Consider the following 17,278-nt stretch of genomic DNA (forward strand, 5'->3'; position numbering starts at 1 on the left):
TCGAGCTTGCACTCGATTCATCACGGAGAACGAACAATATGCTGGAGACACGATATCAACGCGCATGCGCGGCAAGGCCTCTCGCGATTGCCGCTGCCGCACTCGTCATGGCAAGTGCCGCGCACGCGGCGGCGCCGGTGGCTTACGTCACGAGCGAGAAGGCGGGGGTCGGGGTCATCGACCTCGACAGCATGACGCTCGAGAAGACGTTTTCGATCGGCGCGAGCGGCCCGCGCGGGCTGGGCCTCAACGACGACGGCACGCGCCTCCTGGTGGCCGACAAGAACACGGGCGAGCTGGCCGCCATCGACACGGCATCGGGTAAAGTCGTCGAGCACGTGAAGATCGGCAAGAACCCCGAGTATGTGCGCGTACACGGGGGACGGGCCTATGTCACCTATGAGCCGGGCGATACGGGCAAGCCCGAGCCGTCCGCGGCGGGCGGCAAGGGCGGTGGCGATGACGACGATGCGAACAAGCCGCCCGCCGAGATCGCAGTGGTCGATCTGAAGACGTGGCGGGTGATCCGCTCGGTGAAGAGCGGGCATGAGACGGAGGGTGTCGAGTTCTCGCGCGACGGCAGCCTGATGCTCGTGACGAACGAAGGCGACGATACCGTCTCGGTCTACCGCACCGATACGGCCGAGCCGGTCACGACCATCAAGCTGGCCGCGGGCGGGCGGCCCCGCGGGATCAAGGCGTCGCCCGACGGCAAGACCTATGTCGTCACGCTCGAATCGCTGAGCAAATTCGTCGTGCTCGATGCGAGCGATTACCACGTGGTGAAGACAGTCGATACGAAGCTCGGCCCCTACGGTATCGCCTACGGACCGGCGGGCAAGCATATCATCGTGGCTGCGGCACGTGACAAGACGCTGCAGGTCTTCGATGCGCAGACCTATGCGCATGTCACCGACGCGCCCATTGGCCAGCGCTGCTGGCACTTCAGCTTCACGCCCGACGGCAGCAAGCTGATGCTCGCGTGCGGGCGCTCCGATGCCGTCTATGTGCTCGACGCGAAGACCTACGCGCCGATCAAGCAGATCGGCAGTCTGCCGCTTGCGTGGGGCATCGTCACCTATCCGCCGAGCGACGGGTCGATCGAGTCCCGGTAAGAGCGTCCCCTGTGAGCGAGCCGCGGCGCGTATGCCGCGGCATCAGTTCCACGCATAGCGTAGACCCACCCACATCCCGCGCGGCGCGCCCACCCCGACGAACTGTTCGTTCACCGGGTTGGCGCCGTCGAACGTGTGATTCGGACCGTTGAAAACATTCGCGCCCAGCACGCCGAAGCTTGCGTAGCGCTTGTCGAGCAGGTTCGTCACGCGCGCGAAGACCTGAAGCTGTTTGGTCATGCGGTAGGTCGTGTCGAGATCGATGAGGAAGTAGCCCGCGATCCTGCCGTGCGTGTCGGCGTTGTTTTCGTCGCCGCGGGCGAAGATGCTGCCGCGGTAGGTCAGGTTCCCGCCGACGTCCCACTTCGGCGTCGCACTGTAATCGGCGCGCAGCTTGAACGTATGTGCGGGAATGCCTGGTACTTTGTCGCCCGGTTTGACCGTGATATCGCCGCTCGCGTCGGCGCTCGAATTGCTCGCGCTGTGTTCGGTCCATGCCGTTCGATAGGTGGCATCGACATAGCTGTAGCTCGCGCCGATGCCTAACCCACCGAACTTCGTTCGCCCGGCGAGCTCGATGCCTTGCCGCCGGGTCGTGCCGACATTCTGGAAGAACCCTTGCGCACTGCCGGCGCTGCCGATGAACTGGATATCGTCGTTGAGCGAGGTGCGATAGACGGCGGCGCTCCAGCTCGTCGCGTCGCCCAGTTTGCCGCGCGCTCCGATCTCGAACGTCTTCGAGATGACCGGTTTGAGCGCCGGGTCGCTCAGAAAATCGTTGGGCAGCGAGCACGGTGCACTCGGATCGGCGCAGGCCAGCTCGATGGCTGTCGGAACGCGCATGCCTTCGTTGTAGGTGACATAGGTGGTGAAAGCCGGTGTCGGGTTCCAGTTGATGCCGGCAGCCGGATTGAAGCGTGAAAACACGTGTCGACCGTCGAGTTGCGGCTGCGTGCCGCTCGCGTCGCCGATTTGTGCGCTGGACCAGTTGTAGCGCCCGGCCAGCGTCAGCGTCCACTGCTTCGAAAGCGAGAAGGTGTCCGAAAGGTAGATGCCGTAATTGGCGCTGCGTGTCTTCGCATCTGTTTGCGGCGCGAAACCGCCAATGCCGATGGCCTCGCGTTGGTCGTTGAAGAACGCGTCTTGCAGGGCAGCCGTGTAGCGCGAGTTCGCGATGTCGGCGGACACACCGGTGACGAGCTGGTTGTCGTGTCCGGCAATCGTGCCGAGCGTCGTCAATTGCAGGTTCGCGCCGTAGCTGTCGGTGGTGACGACCGATTGCTGATTGGTACCTTGCAGCGTATCGATGACGCCCGTCGCGTCGGCGGTGCCGAAATCGCTGTTGGTATTGCTGCTCAGATTGCCGTTTCGATAGTGCCGGTAATAGGCATTGCCGCTCAGCTGGAACGTGTCGTTGAGCGCGCGATCGCCCGAGAGCGTCAGATAGCCGACGCTGTTTCGATTGCGATCGGGGAAGGTGTAGGGCTGGCTCGGGTTGCCGAGGAACGAACGCGGCAGCGCTTGGGCCCCTTCGAGCGTGTTGTCGGCACCGCCCGCCGAAACCGCGAGTGTCGTATCGGCATCGGTATAGCGCAGTTTGCCGAATGCCTGGCGCACGCGGCTCGCGTTGTGTGCGGCCCAGCCGTTGTCGTTGGCCGCGTTTGCGGTGAAGTAGTAATCGATGTGTGCGCCGAGCGTGCCGCCTTGCTGAATTTGCGCCGTCTTGCGGCCCCATGAGCCCGCGGTGAGCTCCGCTTCGCCGCCGGGGCTCGTCTTGCCGTTGCGTGTCGTGATGACGAGTGCGCCGCCGAGCGTATTCAGACCGTAGGTCGGGTTCGAGCCCGGGATCAACTGCATCGTGTCGATGGCGGCTTCGGGAATGAGGTCCCAATTCACGACGTCGCCGAACGGCTCGTTCACCCGGACGCCATCGACGAATACCGAGAGTCCTTGCGGTGTTCCGAGCAGCGGCGATGCGGTGAAACCGCGATAGTTGACATCGGTTTGATAGGGATTGCCTTGCGCTTCGTTGATATCGACGCTCGGCAGATTTTTCTCGAAGTAATCGGCGAGGGTCGCCCGGTGCTGGCGGTCCAGATCGCGCGCACGGACCGTTTGGACGTTGGCGGGCACCTGCGATAGCGGGGTGCCCAGGCCGAGCAACGGTGTGGTGCCGACAATGATGACCGGTGCGAGGACGGTCGAACCGGAGACGGGGGCCGGTGTCGATTGCGGCGAGTTTGTCGGCGCCGCAGGGGCAGCAGGGGCAGCAGCCGGTGTCTGCTGTGCGAGCACGGGTGCCGACAAGCCGGTCAATGCGCCAGCGAGCACCAGGCTGAATCTCGGCGGTCGCCTGAGGTGCATCGCACGCGCGATCTTTTTCATAGTCTCCATTCCCGCTCGCTGGTTGCGTCGTCTATGCATCGGAGGCTTGATCGTGCCGGGTTCCATTGCCGCGCGCAAGCATCGCATTGGCTACTTGGAATCGATGCTCGGTCTTCGATTTCCACGACTTTGTTCGCGCGCGTCTCGAGTCGATGCGAGGCACCGTGCGTTCGTCGCGACGCCGGCGAACGCAGCGTGACGATTTCGCTCCGTTCGCCGGATTTTCTCTCGCCAAGACCGGCCTTTAATTCGTCTGACAAAAAAATGTCATCCGTGATGCCTCGGTGGATGTCGGGCCGGCGCATCGCTTCCAGTCCGTGCATTCCGTTCATGCAGCAACCTCATCAATAAAAATGCGAGGTAAAAAATGTTGCGCAGCAGATCGGTATTCCCTTTCGCATCGCCACTCTCGGCTCAGGCAGAAAGCCTTGAGACAACGCTCCTCGATGGCTCTCTCGCGTCGGCGAGGCCCGCATCCACCGACATTCACCGCCGCGGTGACCGCGGCATGTTCGCCAACCTGAAAACGCTATCCAAACGCACGTTGAAAGCGACGTCGTTGACTATCGCTTATCCGTTCTACGGCACGACGAAGACTCGACCCACGCGCGCGAAGCCAAAGCCCGAGGCGGCCGCGGGCGACGCGTCGATACTGCCCGGGAACGATCCCAAGCCGCCGCGTTCGTTGGGCCATAAACACGAACGCAATATCGATGCCGTCGTACCGCAAGACAAATCGGTCTCCACGCGAGCCGAGATTCGCTTCGGATTACCGGTCGATATCGACACGCCGAAGGGCGCGCGACGCTACATCGACACACAGTGGAAAGAGGTCATACGCAACGGACGGTTCCAGGCAGGGGATATCGACCGGTTGACCGAGACGTTGAGCAAATATCTGCTGGAGCGCGACACGGCCGCGCACGGCCGTGGCGGCGAAGCGGTTGTCCAGGCCGGCACATGCACGATCATGGTATCGGACGCGCTTGCGCGAGCGACGAATGGCGACCCGCTTCGCGCGCAGGCTGCATTGACGGCTCTCATCGAAGGCGATACGTCCGCCTCACCGAGAGTCCAGGCTGACGTCCTCGCACTGCAAATCGCGCTGGGAACGAGCGGCATCGGCATGGAGACACTGCTCGCGATTGCGCCGCACACGTTGCCGCCGCAAGCGTATGGCGACGCCACGAGCGCTGAGATCCAGCGCGAAGCGTTTCGCCAGGCCCTGCGCGTGGCCGAGGTTTTGCTGGCAAACAAACCCGCGTCGGAGATCGGCCCAACGAGCCTCGATGCGCTTTCGACGATCGCCGAGGCCGCGCTGCCCATTGCGGAGCGGGAGCGGCCGCGCGCTTCGTCAGGCAACCGGATCGAACCCGTCGACATGGCCTCGGACCCGGTGCCGGCCTGGCTCGTCGATCCGACCAATACGCTTGCCGTCAAGGCGCTGAAGGCGGCCAATCTCCTGCGCGCCGCTCCAGCCGCCGATTGCCCTCGACATCTGGCTGAAGCCTACTTCGCCTGGCGCAACGGCTTCGATCGCGAGGGAGCCGGAACCGACCTTTCGAAATGCCAGCATCGTCTCTTCAAACTCCTGACGTACGCGGACCGCGCGGCCGAAACGAGCTTCGTTTCACGCGCGATGTCCGGATTCTTCGGGCTGCGCAAGTCGCCGCTCTCGGCCCTGCAAAACCTCGGGACGAACGGACTGATGCTGCGTCAGCCTCATCACGAATTTGCCCTTTTCACCGATGCGCTCGACGCTGTGAAGGCGCGTCTCCTCGAATGCTTGAACGACAGTACGGTACCCAGCCCCGAAAAGGTGCAATATGCGCTGAAGATCGCTGCGTTGGACCAGTGGCATCAGCGTATGGCATCGAAGGGGTTGCGATCGAGCTATCGGTTTTCGTCCTCCGATCTGGAGGCGATCGCCGTTCGCGCACGCGCGCTCACGCCGAACCGAATACCGCTTAGCAAGAAGGAGAGCGCGGCCTACTTCGGGGTCGACCATGGTGGCGAGACAGAAGCGGTTCCTTCGACCTCGGCGCAACCGGGCAAGACGATTTCCCCGCTGCCGCGCGAGGAGCTGGGAGACCGTAGACGCAATAGCGAAGCGATACGAGCGGCCCTGCGTCAACTGGAAAAAAGGATGACGCCCTCGCTGTTGCGCGATTGGGGCGAGCATGCCTGGCGACCCGCGAACAAAGCCGGCGGCGCCGACAGTGACGAGGGCGCGCATACTTCGCTGCTGCCCGACACCGTTGCTCAGAAAATCCGTGCATTCGAAGCACGCTTTGTCGACGTGCGGCCGAAGCCCGGCGATAGCGCAGCGCAACTCGATGCCATCGATGCGATCGCGAAAGAGATGCCCGACACCTACGACATCCGCTTGAGCAGCGGCGGCTCATACGGTGTCGCGAGCGTGACGTCCGAATCGCTCGCTGCCTTGTCGAGTGCGGCAGCCGTGCCAATGGTCGCCGCGTTGCCCGATCTCGGCGCAATCAAAGGACGGCATGCCGTCATCGACATCGGCTCGAATCAGCATTTCGGACACATTTTTATCGGCACGGATTCGCGCAATGCCATTTACGGCGGCATAGGCGGCTTCGCGGGATGGTCATTCGGCAAGAAGGGGCTTGCCATGCTGGGCGTTTCGGGTGGAGCACGCCGCAGCCGCAATACGGGCGGCCCGTGTGGCGTGACGATTCGCACCCGCCGATCCGATGACGAAGCGCAGGGTATCCCGGACGCATGGCGCACCAAGATGCTCGGTGCACTCGGTGCGCTGCGCACTTCGGGGCCGAACAGCGGCCGTCCGAGGACTGCGGAAGAAATGTGGTCGGGCCTCGCGCAGCGTTACTGGAAAGACCCGGCGCTCTCCGTGAGCTGGACCGACAACCGGGACCGGACTAGCGCGACGTCGGGTTCCGCCAGCGCCACCGCGCGGGTCGGCACCGCCGCGACCAAATGGGGACCGTCGATCTCGGCAGGCACGACGCTGGTTCACAAGGCCCAATCGCGGCTCGTCGACAAGACAGGCAACCACGGGATCGATGTTGCAGCGGTGGCGAGCGGGCGGGTGACGCCCGTTGCGTTCACCATTGTGGAGGGCTTGCCGGGCGCGCAACTCCATCAGGGTGCACAGCCCCATCACAATGGGCATGCCCATGCGCCGCATTTAGCGGCTTTCTCGTTTCCATCGGCGCCGTATATAGGCGTCGGCACAAAACTCTTTGCGAAGAATACGAACGCAGCGCTGCGCATCGGTCACGATAGCGATCGTATCGTACCGAAGCATACGTTCCGGGATACGGAGTTCGGCACGTTCAAGGAGTTCAAGCAATATGTCGATTGCTATCGTGCGGAGTGGCTTGCCGCTCTTGGCGGAGACAAGGATGCAGTGAAGAAGCTCGACGACATCATCGTTGCGATCAAGAAAGGCTCCGCTGCCGGCAACGTGGTGATGGGCGAGCGCTGGGATATGACCGGCGAGGCGGCCAAGCGGCTCGACTTCCTGTTTCATCTGAAGCAGCGTTACGAGCGACCGCCGAAGCTCAGCGCCGCCGAAGCACGCGAGCTGGCACGCATCAATGCCGATATCCGCCATGTGCTCGCCGGCGAAAGCAGTTGGCGCAGGCAGTCGCTCTATGCTTATGAGTCGCTCGGCGCGCAACGCGCACTGGGCTTGTCGTTCCTGCTCAACGCTCAGAGTCTGCAGAGCGTGTCGGGCGTTCGGGAGCTGGCGGTACTGGGAACGTAGTGGACCGGGTGGGGGCGCCGACAAATGCGCACCGATGTCACGACTTGGCTCCAGCCTCGTTGCGCGTGCCGCATGCGCCCCCGCTCTGTGCATCCGCCTCGTGCGAAAGCCCGCCGAGCTTGCGCGAATTGGCGTCGTTGCGAAAGAAGATCGGCTGTTGCGTGGCACCGCCCGCCCCGGCTGCGACTTCGCTCGCCCGCTCGACGAACTGCACGATTTGCGCGTGCGCGGGCGACTTGTCGCAGACCGGATCGGCGTTGGCCGCGTCGCCCGTAAGCAGATAGGCCTGGCAACGGCAACCGCCGAGATCCTTCGTTTTTTCTTCGCAACTTCTGCAAGGCTCCTTCATCCATTCGAAGCCGCGAAATCGGTTGAACGCGTCGCTTCGATACCAGATATCGGCCAATGCCGTATCGGTCACGTTCGGGAACGAAAGGCCCGGCAGCGAGCGTGCCGCGTGGCACGGCAGCGCGGTACCGTCCGGCGCGATGCCGAGAAACACCGCGCCCCAGCCGTTCATGCAGCGCTTCGGGCGGCGCTCGAAGTAATCGGGTACCACGAAGAAGATCCGGCAGCGATCGCCGTGCGATTGCCGGTAGCGTTCGACGACGGCTTCGGCCTCCACCAGCTGTTCTTGCGTAGGCAGCAGTTGCGCGCGGTTCTTGTATGCCCAGCCGTAGTACTGCGTGTTGGCGAGCTCGAGGTACTCGGCGCCCATCGCGAGCGCCATCTCGATGATCTTGTCGACATGCGGCAGGTTATAGCGATGCAGCACGCAATTGAGCACCATCGGGAAGCCATGGCGTTTGATGGCCTCGGCCACACGGCATTTCAGATCGAACGTACGCGTGCTGCTCAGGAAATCGTTCAGCTCCTGCGTCGAGTCCTGAAACGACAGCTGGATGTGATCGAGCCCGGCCTTCTTGAGCGCACCGAGGCGCGCATCGGTCAGCCCGATGCCCGAGGTGATGAGATTCGTATAAAAGCCCAGCTCTCGCGCGACGGCCACGAGTTCCTCGAGGTCATCGCGCAGCAGCGGCTCGCCGCCCGAGAAACCGAGTTGCGCGGCGCCGAGCGCGCGGGCCTCGCGCAGCACGGCGATCCACTGCGCGGTATCGAGCTCCTGCCGGTTCGCCGCGTAGTCGACCGGGTTATAACAAAAAACGCAGTGCAGCGGGCAACGGTACGTCAGCTCGGCAAGCAGCCACAGCGGAGGAGCGACGCCCCCGGCGGCTTGGGCGTCGTCGGCCGTGGCACCCGCGACGGGAGAAACGAGATCGGTCATGACATGGCTCCGTCGATTTCGACCTGGCGACAGGCTAAGCGATCCATCCGCGCGTGCGCGCTTCGGCGAGGAACGCACGCACCTCGGCCTCGATCCCGGTCGTCTCGAACGCACGCTCGAGCTCGGCGACGAGCGCCTGCAGATCGCGCGTGCCGTCGCAGCGCTTCAGGATTTCGGCGGCGCTTTGGTTGAGCTTGACCATGCCCTCGGGGTAGAGCAGCACATGGGCGTTTTGCGCCGGTTCCCATTGCAGCCGGAAAACCGCTTTGAGCGAGGGGCGCTCGGCGGGCGTCGCCGCGCTCGATTCATGCGAGGTTGCGTTCATGCCGGGAATGCCTTTTCGATGGAGTCGAGCATCGACCAGAGAATGTCGAGCTTGAATTGCAGGATCGTGAGCGCACGCTCTTGCTGGTCGCGGCGCGTGAAATGCGCGAGCGTGACCTTCAGGCCGTGCTCGACATCGCGCTGTGCGAGCGGAATGCGCGAACGGAAATAGGCGAGACCGTCCGGGTCGATCCACGGATAATGCTGCGGCCATGTCGCCAGCCGGTCCTTGTGGATTTGCGGCGCGAACATTTCGGTCAGCGAAGAGCAGACGGCCTCCTGCCAAGGCGCACGGCGCGCGAAATTGACATAGGCGTCGACGGCAAAGCGCACGCCCGGCGTCACCTGCTCGAGCGACCAGAGCGCGTCGCGTGTCAGTCCGACGGCTTCGCCGAGGCGAGACCACGCTTCGATTCCGCCGGCATTGTCGCCGTAGCCATCGTGATCGAGAATGCGCACGACCCATTGGCGGCGCGTCTCGCGATCGGGACAATTGGAGAGGATGGCCGCATCCTTGATCGGAATCCTGATCTGGTAATAGAAGCGATTGGCCACCCAGCCGCGAATCTGCTCGCGCGAGCATTGTCCGCTCGTCATCCGCACGTTGAAAGGATGATGGATGTGATAGCCGGCGCCTTTTGCCCGCAGTTGCGCTTCGAATTCCTCCCGGCTCCAGGCCGGCAGCGCGGGATCGACCGCAGGCACGGGCGCCGTGCCGAATGTATCGTTCACGTTCATCGGTTTTCGTCTCCTGTTGCGCCCGTGCCCAGCCTGTAGCGCATCATCGCATTGGTTTTGCGGCGGCGGACCGCGGCGCACTAGAGCTCGAACGTCATGCCGTCTTCGGCGAGTTCGATGCCGTGCTCGGCGAGCGTGCGGCGCTCGGGACCATCTTCCACCAGGATCGGGTTCGTGTTGTTGATGTGAATCAGGACCTTGCGCACCGGCCGCGCAGGCGACGCGCCGATTCCGTCGAGCACCTCGATCATGCCGCCCGGGCCCGATTGAGGCAAATGGCCCATGTCCGCGGCGGTCTTTTTCGAAAAACCGAGACGAATCATTTCATCGTTCGTCCAGGTCGTACCGTCGACGAGCAGCAGATCCATATCCTGCATGGCCGCCAGTACATGAGGTTCGAGCACGCCGAGCCCAGGCGCGTAAAACGCGCGCTTGCCCGTATCGAGATTCGTGATGACGAGCCCGATGTTGTCGCCGCGCTCCGGTGCCTCGCGATGCGGCGAATAAGGCGGCGCCTTGCTCGTGAGCGGCAACGGATCGATGCGCACGCGCGGCAGCGCGGCGAGCTCGATCGGTGCGCCGTCGAGCGCGATGGCATGATGTTCCACGCCGCAGTAGTGCGAGAGGATCGGGCCGATCGGGAAACCCGTGCTCAGATCTTGCCAGACGGCCGGCGTCGCGTAGAGCGGCAACGGCGTGCCGCGCTCGCGCAGCATCAGCAGGCCCGTCACGTGATCGATCTGCGCGTCCATGACGAGCACAGCCGCGATGCCGGTGTCGCGCGGCTGCCGCGCGGGCTGCAGCTCGGGACTGGCGGCGATTTGCGCGAGCAGATCGGGCGATGCGTTGACGAGCAGCCAGTCCTCGCCGTTCGCGCTGACGGCAATCGACGATTGAGTACGGCGCTTCGCCTTGACGGTGCCGCGCCGCACCCCGTCACAGTTATGGCAATTGCAATTCCACTGAGGAAATCCGCCGCCGGCGGCCGAACCCAGTACTTTGATTTTCATCCCGTATGTGGGCGCTGGGCGCCCCCTTTATGCGGTTTGGACCGCCGCGGCAGCATGGTGAACAGCAAGCCGTCGCGATCGATCCATTGATGCTTGAACACCCCGGCGATGTGCAGCGCGACGAGCCCGATCATCATGTAAGCCAGTACAGTATGCCCACCGAAGAAGATCGCGCGCAACCCGGGGTCGTCCCAGCCCCATTTCGGCAGCGTCAGGCCCCACCAGCGCGTGCCATAAGTGTTGAACGAGGAGCCGAGATAGCCGGTGACCGGCAGCGCGACCATCCCTGCGAATAAAAAGACCTGCGTCGTGCGCGCGGCGGCGCGTTGCCACGGTCGCATCGGCGGCAGCGGCGGCCTTCCGACGACCACGCGCACCAGGATGCGTAAAAGCACAAGCAGGAAAACCGTTAGCCCGAGCGACTTGTGAAGATTGATGAGCGTCGCTTTGACGGGCAACCCTTTGGGCAGACCGACCATGTACAGCCCCAGCGCAATCAGCGCAATGATCCCGAATGCGATCAGCCAATGCAGCACCATGAGCGGTGCCGCGAAGCGGTACGCGTCAGACGGCACGTCGCGATGGCGATCGGAAGTCGGTTCGGCAGTGGTCCTCATGGTCGTGTCCCGAATGATGCTGTCGGCTCTCTCTCCATTGAGCGCCGCAGCGCTCGTGAGTTCGATCGCGCGCGTCATGCGACGATCAGTATTTCCCCTCGGCCGTCCACCGCCAGATCGCCGGCATAGCGCCGAGGCAGCTTGTCCGGGGCGAGGCGCGAAAACGGCGCCGCTTCGCGCGAAAGGCTCTTCACGAGCAGTGCCCAAAACACGTCGAAGCCGCGCCCGCCCGCGACGAAGGTCGCGGGCAGTGCGGCAGGCGCATGGGCGAGCACGAGCGTGCCTCGGCGCATGCCATAGCCGTAATGGTCCCCGACTTGTCCGGCCACGCAGATCGTGCCGGCGACGAGCCGCGACGCCGCAAAGGCACCCGCATTGCCGCCGACCGTCACCAGCCCGCGCCGCATGCGGTCCGCTAGGCGTTCGCCGGCGTTGCCGCCGATCGCGAGCGTGCCGCCTGTCATGCCCTCCATCTCGCCAGCCCGCGCCGCGGCGGCGAAATCGCCGCAGTTGCCCGCGATGCTCAAGCGGCCGCCGCGCATTTCGCAGGCCGCGAAGTGTCCGGCATTGCCCTCGATCGCGAGCGTGCCGCCGCGCATTTGCGCGCCCGCGTAGTCGCCCGCCGTGCCGAGCACCCGCAACGTGCCGCGCTCCATGCCCGCGCCGATGCGCAAAAGCCATTCGCACTGGCCCTCGATCACGAGCGTGGGTGCTGGATCGCCCGCGTTGCTGCCCGTTTCGCTTCGCGACACATCGAAAAGATCGCCGATCGCCACCGTATCGCCGCCTGCAGGCAGGCCGAAGCGTTCGAGCGTCGCGAGCGGCATCGCGGCAAGCGCGTCGGGCGCAAGCGGCGAGCCGTCGATCTCGAAGCCGGGCGATGTCTTCAGACGTAACGTGGTCGTGCTCATGGGGTCCGGCTTCCTTCGATGCCTTCCGAAAGGCGATGCAACGGAAAGTGATAGGGACCGAGCTTGCCGCCGTAGTTGCCGGCCGAGATCCGCACGACGCCGGCAGGCCGTCCCAGCGCTGTCGCCGCGGCAATGCCGGCCGTCATCGCCGCGCCGACATCGGCCTCGGTCAGCCCATCGATGACGATTTCCAGCACACAGCCGACATCGGCCGTCAGTTCGCTTTTCGCGGATAGACCGATGAGCGTCGGGCAAAACGCGTCGTTCGTCGAGGCCGTCGCACCGGCATATTTCGAGCCGACCTTCGAGCCCGAGCGCACGATGCCCCCTGGAAACGGCAGGATCACGTTCTGCAGCTTGCGCATCGCGGCGACGGCGGCCTCAGTCGCGGCGAGCGTCGCATCGATGTGCTCGCCGAGCAGCAGCAAATTGCCGCCGCCGACGGCTTTGACGGTCGGCACGGTATCCGCGCACAGGAATTCGCCGTCCATGACCGGCACGCGCCAGTAGCGCTTGTCGTCGATCATCTTCGCGATCTGCCAGCCGTCGCCGAAAAAGCGCAGCCGGCTGCCGATGCCGGCATCGTCCGACAGGGGCGCCGCGCTCGTCGCGGCGTCGATGCCGGCATAGACGGCCGTGGTGGGACACGTCAGCACGCATTGGCCGACACGCCGTTCGAGTTGCTTGGCGAGCTCTTTCGTCGATACCGCGAAAAGCAGCACCGATACGCCGGGGCGTCCGTCGGGCGTCTCGTCGGCGTGCCAATCGCGTTCGATGCCGGCTTCGCAGCCGCAGCCGATGACGGACGTGGCGAAGCCGGCGAGCGCATTGGCCGCGTGGCGCGCCCATATGGGCGTATGCGCCGTGATGACGAGGCGTGTCGCCTTCATCGGAAACGCTTCGGCGAACGTGTCGTCGATGACGGTGCCGTTGATCGTGCGCGGTAGGCTCATCGTCGTCGGCCCGTCAATGTCCGGTTTGCGCCGCGCGCGGATGCGCAAGGCATTCGACGGGCAGCAGCCGGCCGCCGCGGCAACAGCTGCAGACCTCGTCGGCGCTGATGGCCGAGTGCGCGAAGTTCGTGGTCAGATGCCGCTCGCTATAGGCGCGCACCGTGCGTTCGATGTCGCGATCGTATTCGGGGCTCACGTAGTGGATGCCGCCCGTGGGGGCGGCGAGCAGCGTGCCGTCGCGGGCGATCAGCGTGCCGTCCTTGAATACGTAAGCCGGCCGCGAGAACATCCGCTCGCGGTCGGCTTCGTCGCGATAGACGGCGATATCGGCGGCTGCGCCCACGCCGAGGTGTCCGCGGTCGGCGAGTCCCAGCAATTTCGCGGGTCCCGCGCGCGTGACGATCGCGATCTCGTAGAGCGAGAACTCGCGTTGCAGCTCGGGCAATACGCTCGCGACCTGTGCTTCGGGATGCAGCTTCGCGAGCTGCTCCGCGCGAAACGTCCGGTCCATCAGCAATCGGATCAAGTGCGGGTAACTCGTGAACGGGCCGCCATTCGGATGGTCGGTCGTCATCGACACGCGCCACGGATCGTCGACGAGCAGGAAGATCTCGAGTCCGATGATCCATTGCAGCGCGTTGACATAGCTTTGCTCGCGATAGCGGAACGGCACGACGCCGCAGCCCGCATCGCATTCGATGTCGCCGAGGACCCATTTGCGCGGCTGCGCGAAGGGCGCGTTGCGCCACTGCATCATCGTATCGCCCGAGGCGGTGACGGTCTGGCCGAAGATGACCTGGCCCACGTCGATCGTGACATTCGGCCGTGCATTGACGGCTTCGGCGATGGCCCGCGCGCCGGACGAGAACTTGCGCGGGCCCTCCACGCCATAGCTGTGGAACTGGATGTGCGTCAGGTGAATCGGCAAGCCCTCGGCCGCATCCATCGTCGCGATCGTCGAAGCCACGTTGCCGGGCACGCCGAGATTGCTCGTATGAACGTGCAGCGGGTGGGGCACGCGAAGCCCGGTGAGCGCGCGCGTGAGTGTGCGCACGACATCGCGCGGCGTCACACCGTAATGGACATGCGCTTCATCGATATCGAGCGCGCGCTGATTGAATTTGAACGCCGAAATGCCGCCCGGGTTGACGACCTTCACGCCGAGCGCTTTGCTGGCGTCGATGGTCCAGCCGACGTAATCGCGGATGCGCTCTTCGTGTTCGTGCGCCGAAAGCAGCTGCATGAACAGGTCGTCGTTGCCGAGCATGACGTAGGCACCATGATCGATGATCGGCGTATCGCCCATCTCCAGGTGCGTGTGGCGCGCATTGCTCGGCATCATGGCGGGTTCGAAAGCGGCGGTGTAGCCCATCTCGGCGTATCGATAGCCTGTCGCCAGCGTCCCGGGTGTACACGTTCCGCACGAAGGCAACCGCAGATAGCGGCCTGCCGTGTCCGGTGCCGCGGCAGCGTCGATGTCCGGATGAACGCCCTCAGTCGCGATCTCGCGGCGGCGATGGTCCTCCGGCAACAGCAAGCGCGAGAGATTGGTCTTGCCCCCGCCGATATGCGAATGCAAGTCGATGCCGCCCGCCATCACGATCATGCCCGTCGCGTCGTACTCTTCATCGACGGGGGCGCCGGCCTCGTGCGCGACGATACGCCCGTCGCGAAACACCATATCGCGACGTTCGCCGTTCACGCCGTGCGCAGGATCGTAGAGCATGCCGCCTTTCAAGCGAATCGTGGTCATGGCTGCGCTTTCCCCGCGCTATGTGCGTCGCCGCGAGCCAGCCGGTCTGCGATGCCCGCCGCGATCGCGGCCATCGGCGCCAGCGAGAATCCGCGCGCGGCCTTGAGCGGCGCGACGACGGAGCCGTCGAGGCGAAAGAGGTGTCCCGGCGCGTCGATGCCGGGGGTGGCCGCGGGAATGAACACCGTCGAAGCGCCGCGTGCCTTCGCCGCTTCGGCCAGCGCCGGATGGCCGATCACGATGGCCGGAATCGGCGCGGCCAGCGCATCGGGCCAGCGAGTGGGTGCGAAGGTGCTGATCCAGACCAGCGCGTCTGCGCCGCCGTGAGTGAGCAATCGATCGGTTCGCAGGCGGTGCGCGTCGTGCTCGAGTTCGGTCTGGCCACCCCCGCGCTCATCGTGCCCGATACGCGGGACCCGTAGCGGCAGCGGCAATCCCGAGAGCCAGGTGACGGCCTGATTGGCCGTGAGCGCGCCGTCGTCGCCGGCGAGGGCGAGCGCACCCGCGCGCGTCGTGCGATTGACCGCCTTGACGATGCGCTGCAGTCCTTCGATCAGCAGCGCCGGCTGCGAGCTGGGCAGCGCGGCCGGTTCGTAGACGAGCACGGTATAACGCGCAGCCGCGATGCGAGCGGCCAGCGCCCCGAGTACATCGACGGCTGCGCGCCCGTCGTCGCGCAGCGTAGCGAGTGCGGCCGCCGGACGTCCTTCGGCCAGCGCAGACCAGAGCGCGACCAGATCGAAGGCGTCGAGATGCGGCAGCATGGTCTCGGTCAGCACCTTCGGCAAACCCTTGGCCGCGGGGTCCGCCTCGCAGCCGACAAAGACCAGCTCACGCGCAAATCCGGCAACACCCAGCGCGCGCTCGTAAAAGCGCGGGAAGTGCTCGGAGGGACAGCAACGGAAGAAGATCACCAGGTCGGCGCGCGAGCGGATTTCCGAAAGCGTGGTGAAGAACGCCCCGCGATCTTGCATCACCCGCGTAGCGGTACTCATCGCGACACCATGCAGATGATCGAGCGTCGCCCCGCACGCGGCGGCCAGCGCATAGAGCTCGCGGATGCCGGCGACATCCGTGGCGAGGCCGCCGAAGAGCGGCCGGCGCGCGCTGGCGAGCATCTGGGCGGCGCGAGCGAGCGCCTCGTCGTGCGATGCGGGCTGCCCGTCGATCGTCGCAGCGCTGCGCGCATCGTCCGCGCGATAGCGACCGAGCGATTCGCTGAGCCGCTTGCAGGCGCCAGGCGCAGCCGTGAGCGTGCCGCCGGCCTCGACCGTGAGCGTCAGGTCGTCGCACAGCAGCGGACAGAACGGGCAGGTCCAGTCGTGCACGGTCGTCGGTGGGACAGGCCCGGCGGCGCCGGGCGCTCCAGCGCTCGAAGGATCGGGAGACGAGTAGGGCATGCGGGGCCATCAAGCAAGGCCTATGCCGAGTTCCATCGCAGGGCGCGGTACCTCGCTTCGCGCGGGCGATTTCGATCGGGGGTTTCAGTTCGGTGCGCGAGCGAGCCGATACCGATAGCGTTCGACGCCATGCGCGCTGCTTATGTGCCGCGCGCACAGGTTGTTTGCCGTTTGGGGCAGAGTGTCACAGGCCAGGCGCCGCGGTGTCGTGTCGGGTTTTCGGCGCGCCTTGGCCTTTGCCGATGGCATGGAACTTGTGTATCGCACTGCCGTGGCGGCTCGGCGGTGCCTAGCGCTCAGCGTCGAGCCGGCCGTCGTGCAGTGCCGAAGCAATCAGCCATGCCGGTGCGCCGGATCGGGCCGCCGCGGCGAGGTCGCGCCGATCGCGGATGCCGCCGGCACCGATCACCGTCGTACCGATCGGTGCCGCGTCGCGCAGGCGCTGGAAAGTATCGAGATCAGGGCCTGCGTAGCTGCCGACCTGATCGAGCGTCATTGCGATTACGCGAGCAGGCCACGAACCTGTGCCGCGCTCGAACTCGCTGACGCAAGCAGCAGGCGCGACGAGTTGGCCGGCGCGGTAATCGAGCGAGAGGATCGGCGCAAGGCCATCGGCAAGCGCGGCCTCGAGCGCGTTGGGGTCGCGCAGCGACTCGGTCCCGAACACGGGGACGAGCCGCGCGCGGGGCGCGGACTCCGAGCAGGTCGCGGCTTCATCGATGCGGGCGAACGTTGCGCGCATCGAGTCGTAGTCTGCGAAGCCCGCATCGAGCCATATCTCGATGTCGGGCATCGCGACGCGCAAGGCCGCGAGCGTGCGGGCATGATCGCCGCGCGCGAGGATCGCGTCGAGATCGGCGACGTAGAGCGTGCTGGCAGCGCTTGCGGCGGCGAGCGCGGGTGCAAGGAGAAGCGGGTCGCTCGTGGCGGCGAGCGGCGAGCGGATTGGACGGTAGTCGTCCCGACGGCCGCGCACGGCGCGCACGGCATGGCCGCCGAGCAAGTCGAGAACCGGTATGACCAGCATGAG

The 17,278-nt window shown here is 65.2% G+C and carries 13 protein-coding genes; 2 read left to right on the forward strand and 11 right to left on the reverse strand.

The features are described from left to right. Positions 1-38: 38 nt before the first annotated feature. On the forward strand, positions 39-1,115 hold the full coding sequence (locus ACO1XS_RS05025; protein WP_331566003.1) for a YVTN family beta-propeller repeat protein: 1,077 nt from the start codon (positions 39-41) through the stop codon (positions 1,113-1,115). Positions 1,116-1,157: 42 nt separating this feature from the next. Here the strand turns inward: ACO1XS_RS05025 and ACO1XS_RS05030 are convergent, their stop codons facing one another. Next, complete coding sequence (locus tag ACO1XS_RS05030; RefSeq protein WP_486390197.1) at positions 1,158-3,500, reverse strand: TonB-dependent receptor; 2,343 nt, start codon at positions 3,498-3,500, stop codon at positions 1,158-1,160. A gap of 508 nt (positions 3,501-4,008) precedes the next feature. Between ACO1XS_RS05030 and ACO1XS_RS05035 the strand changes: the two genes are divergently transcribed. Further along, positions 4,009-7,257, forward strand: coding sequence for a hypothetical protein (locus ACO1XS_RS05035; RefSeq protein ID WP_486390139.1), 3,249 nt, complete (start codon positions 4,009-4,011; stop codon positions 7,255-7,257). A 37-nt stretch (positions 7,258-7,294) separates the two neighbouring features. Here the strand turns inward: ACO1XS_RS05035 and pqqE are convergent, their stop codons facing one another. From pqqE to ACO1XS_RS05085, 10 genes are all read right to left on the reverse strand, one after another. Then, positions 7,295-8,542, reverse strand: a complete 1,248-nt coding sequence (gene pqqE / locus ACO1XS_RS05040; RefSeq protein ID WP_331565999.1) for a pyrroloquinoline quinone biosynthesis protein PqqE — start codon at positions 8,540-8,542, stop codon at positions 7,295-7,297. Positions 8,543-8,576: 34 nt separating this feature from the next. Continuing rightward, a complete protein-coding gene (gene pqqD, locus ACO1XS_RS05045) occupies positions 8,577-8,867 on the reverse strand; it encodes a pyrroloquinoline quinone biosynthesis peptide chaperone PqqD (RefSeq protein WP_486390140.1) in 291 nt (96 codons plus the stop codon). Further along, the gene (gene pqqC / locus ACO1XS_RS05050; protein ID WP_331565997.1) at positions 8,864-9,604 is read right to left on the reverse strand and encodes a pyrroloquinoline-quinone synthase PqqC; all 741 of its coding nucleotides are present in this window, start codon (positions 9,602-9,604) and stop codon (positions 8,864-8,866) included. The genes pqqD and pqqC overlap by 4 nt, the downstream gene beginning before the upstream one ends. An 80-nt stretch (positions 9,605-9,684) precedes the next feature. Beyond that, positions 9,685-10,614, reverse strand: coding sequence for a pyrroloquinoline quinone biosynthesis protein PqqB (gene pqqB, locus ACO1XS_RS05055; RefSeq protein ID WP_486390141.1), 930 nt, complete (start codon positions 10,612-10,614; stop codon positions 9,685-9,687). After that, a complete protein-coding gene (locus tag ACO1XS_RS05060; RefSeq protein ID WP_331565993.1) occupies positions 10,611-11,231 on the reverse strand; it encodes a cytochrome b in 621 nt (206 codons plus the stop codon). Before ACO1XS_RS05060 ends, pqqB begins: the two co-directional genes overlap by 4 nt. A 74-nt stretch (positions 11,232-11,305) precedes the next feature. Beyond that, complete coding sequence (locus tag ACO1XS_RS05065) at positions 11,306-12,142, reverse strand: formylmethanofuran dehydrogenase subunit C (RefSeq protein WP_486390142.1); 837 nt, start codon at positions 12,140-12,142, stop codon at positions 11,306-11,308. Continuing rightward, positions 12,139-13,095: a formylmethanofuran--tetrahydromethanopterin N-formyltransferase gene (gene fhcD, locus ACO1XS_RS05070; protein WP_331565989.1), complete on the reverse strand. Its 957-nt coding sequence runs from the start codon at positions 13,093-13,095 to the stop codon at positions 12,139-12,141. The genes ACO1XS_RS05065 and fhcD overlap by 4 nt, the downstream gene beginning before the upstream one ends. A 13-nt stretch (positions 13,096-13,108) precedes the next feature. Further along, entirely contained in the window at positions 13,109-14,848 is a 1,740-nt protein-coding gene (locus ACO1XS_RS05075) for a formylmethanofuran dehydrogenase subunit A (protein WP_486390143.1), read from the reverse strand. Next, positions 14,845-16,248 (reverse strand): molybdopterin-binding domain-containing protein, encoded by a 1,404-nt coding sequence (locus ACO1XS_RS05080; RefSeq protein WP_331565985.1) that lies wholly within the window; start codon positions 16,246-16,248, stop codon positions 14,845-14,847. The genes ACO1XS_RS05075 and ACO1XS_RS05080 overlap by 4 nt, the downstream gene beginning before the upstream one ends. Before the next feature lie 289 nt (positions 16,249-16,537). Beyond that, entirely contained in the window at positions 16,538-17,275 is a 738-nt protein-coding gene (locus ACO1XS_RS05085; protein WP_486390144.1) for a HisA/HisF-related TIM barrel protein, read from the reverse strand. Positions 17,276-17,278: the final 3 nt, after the last annotated feature.

Source organism: Trinickia sp. (assembly GCF_057351765.1).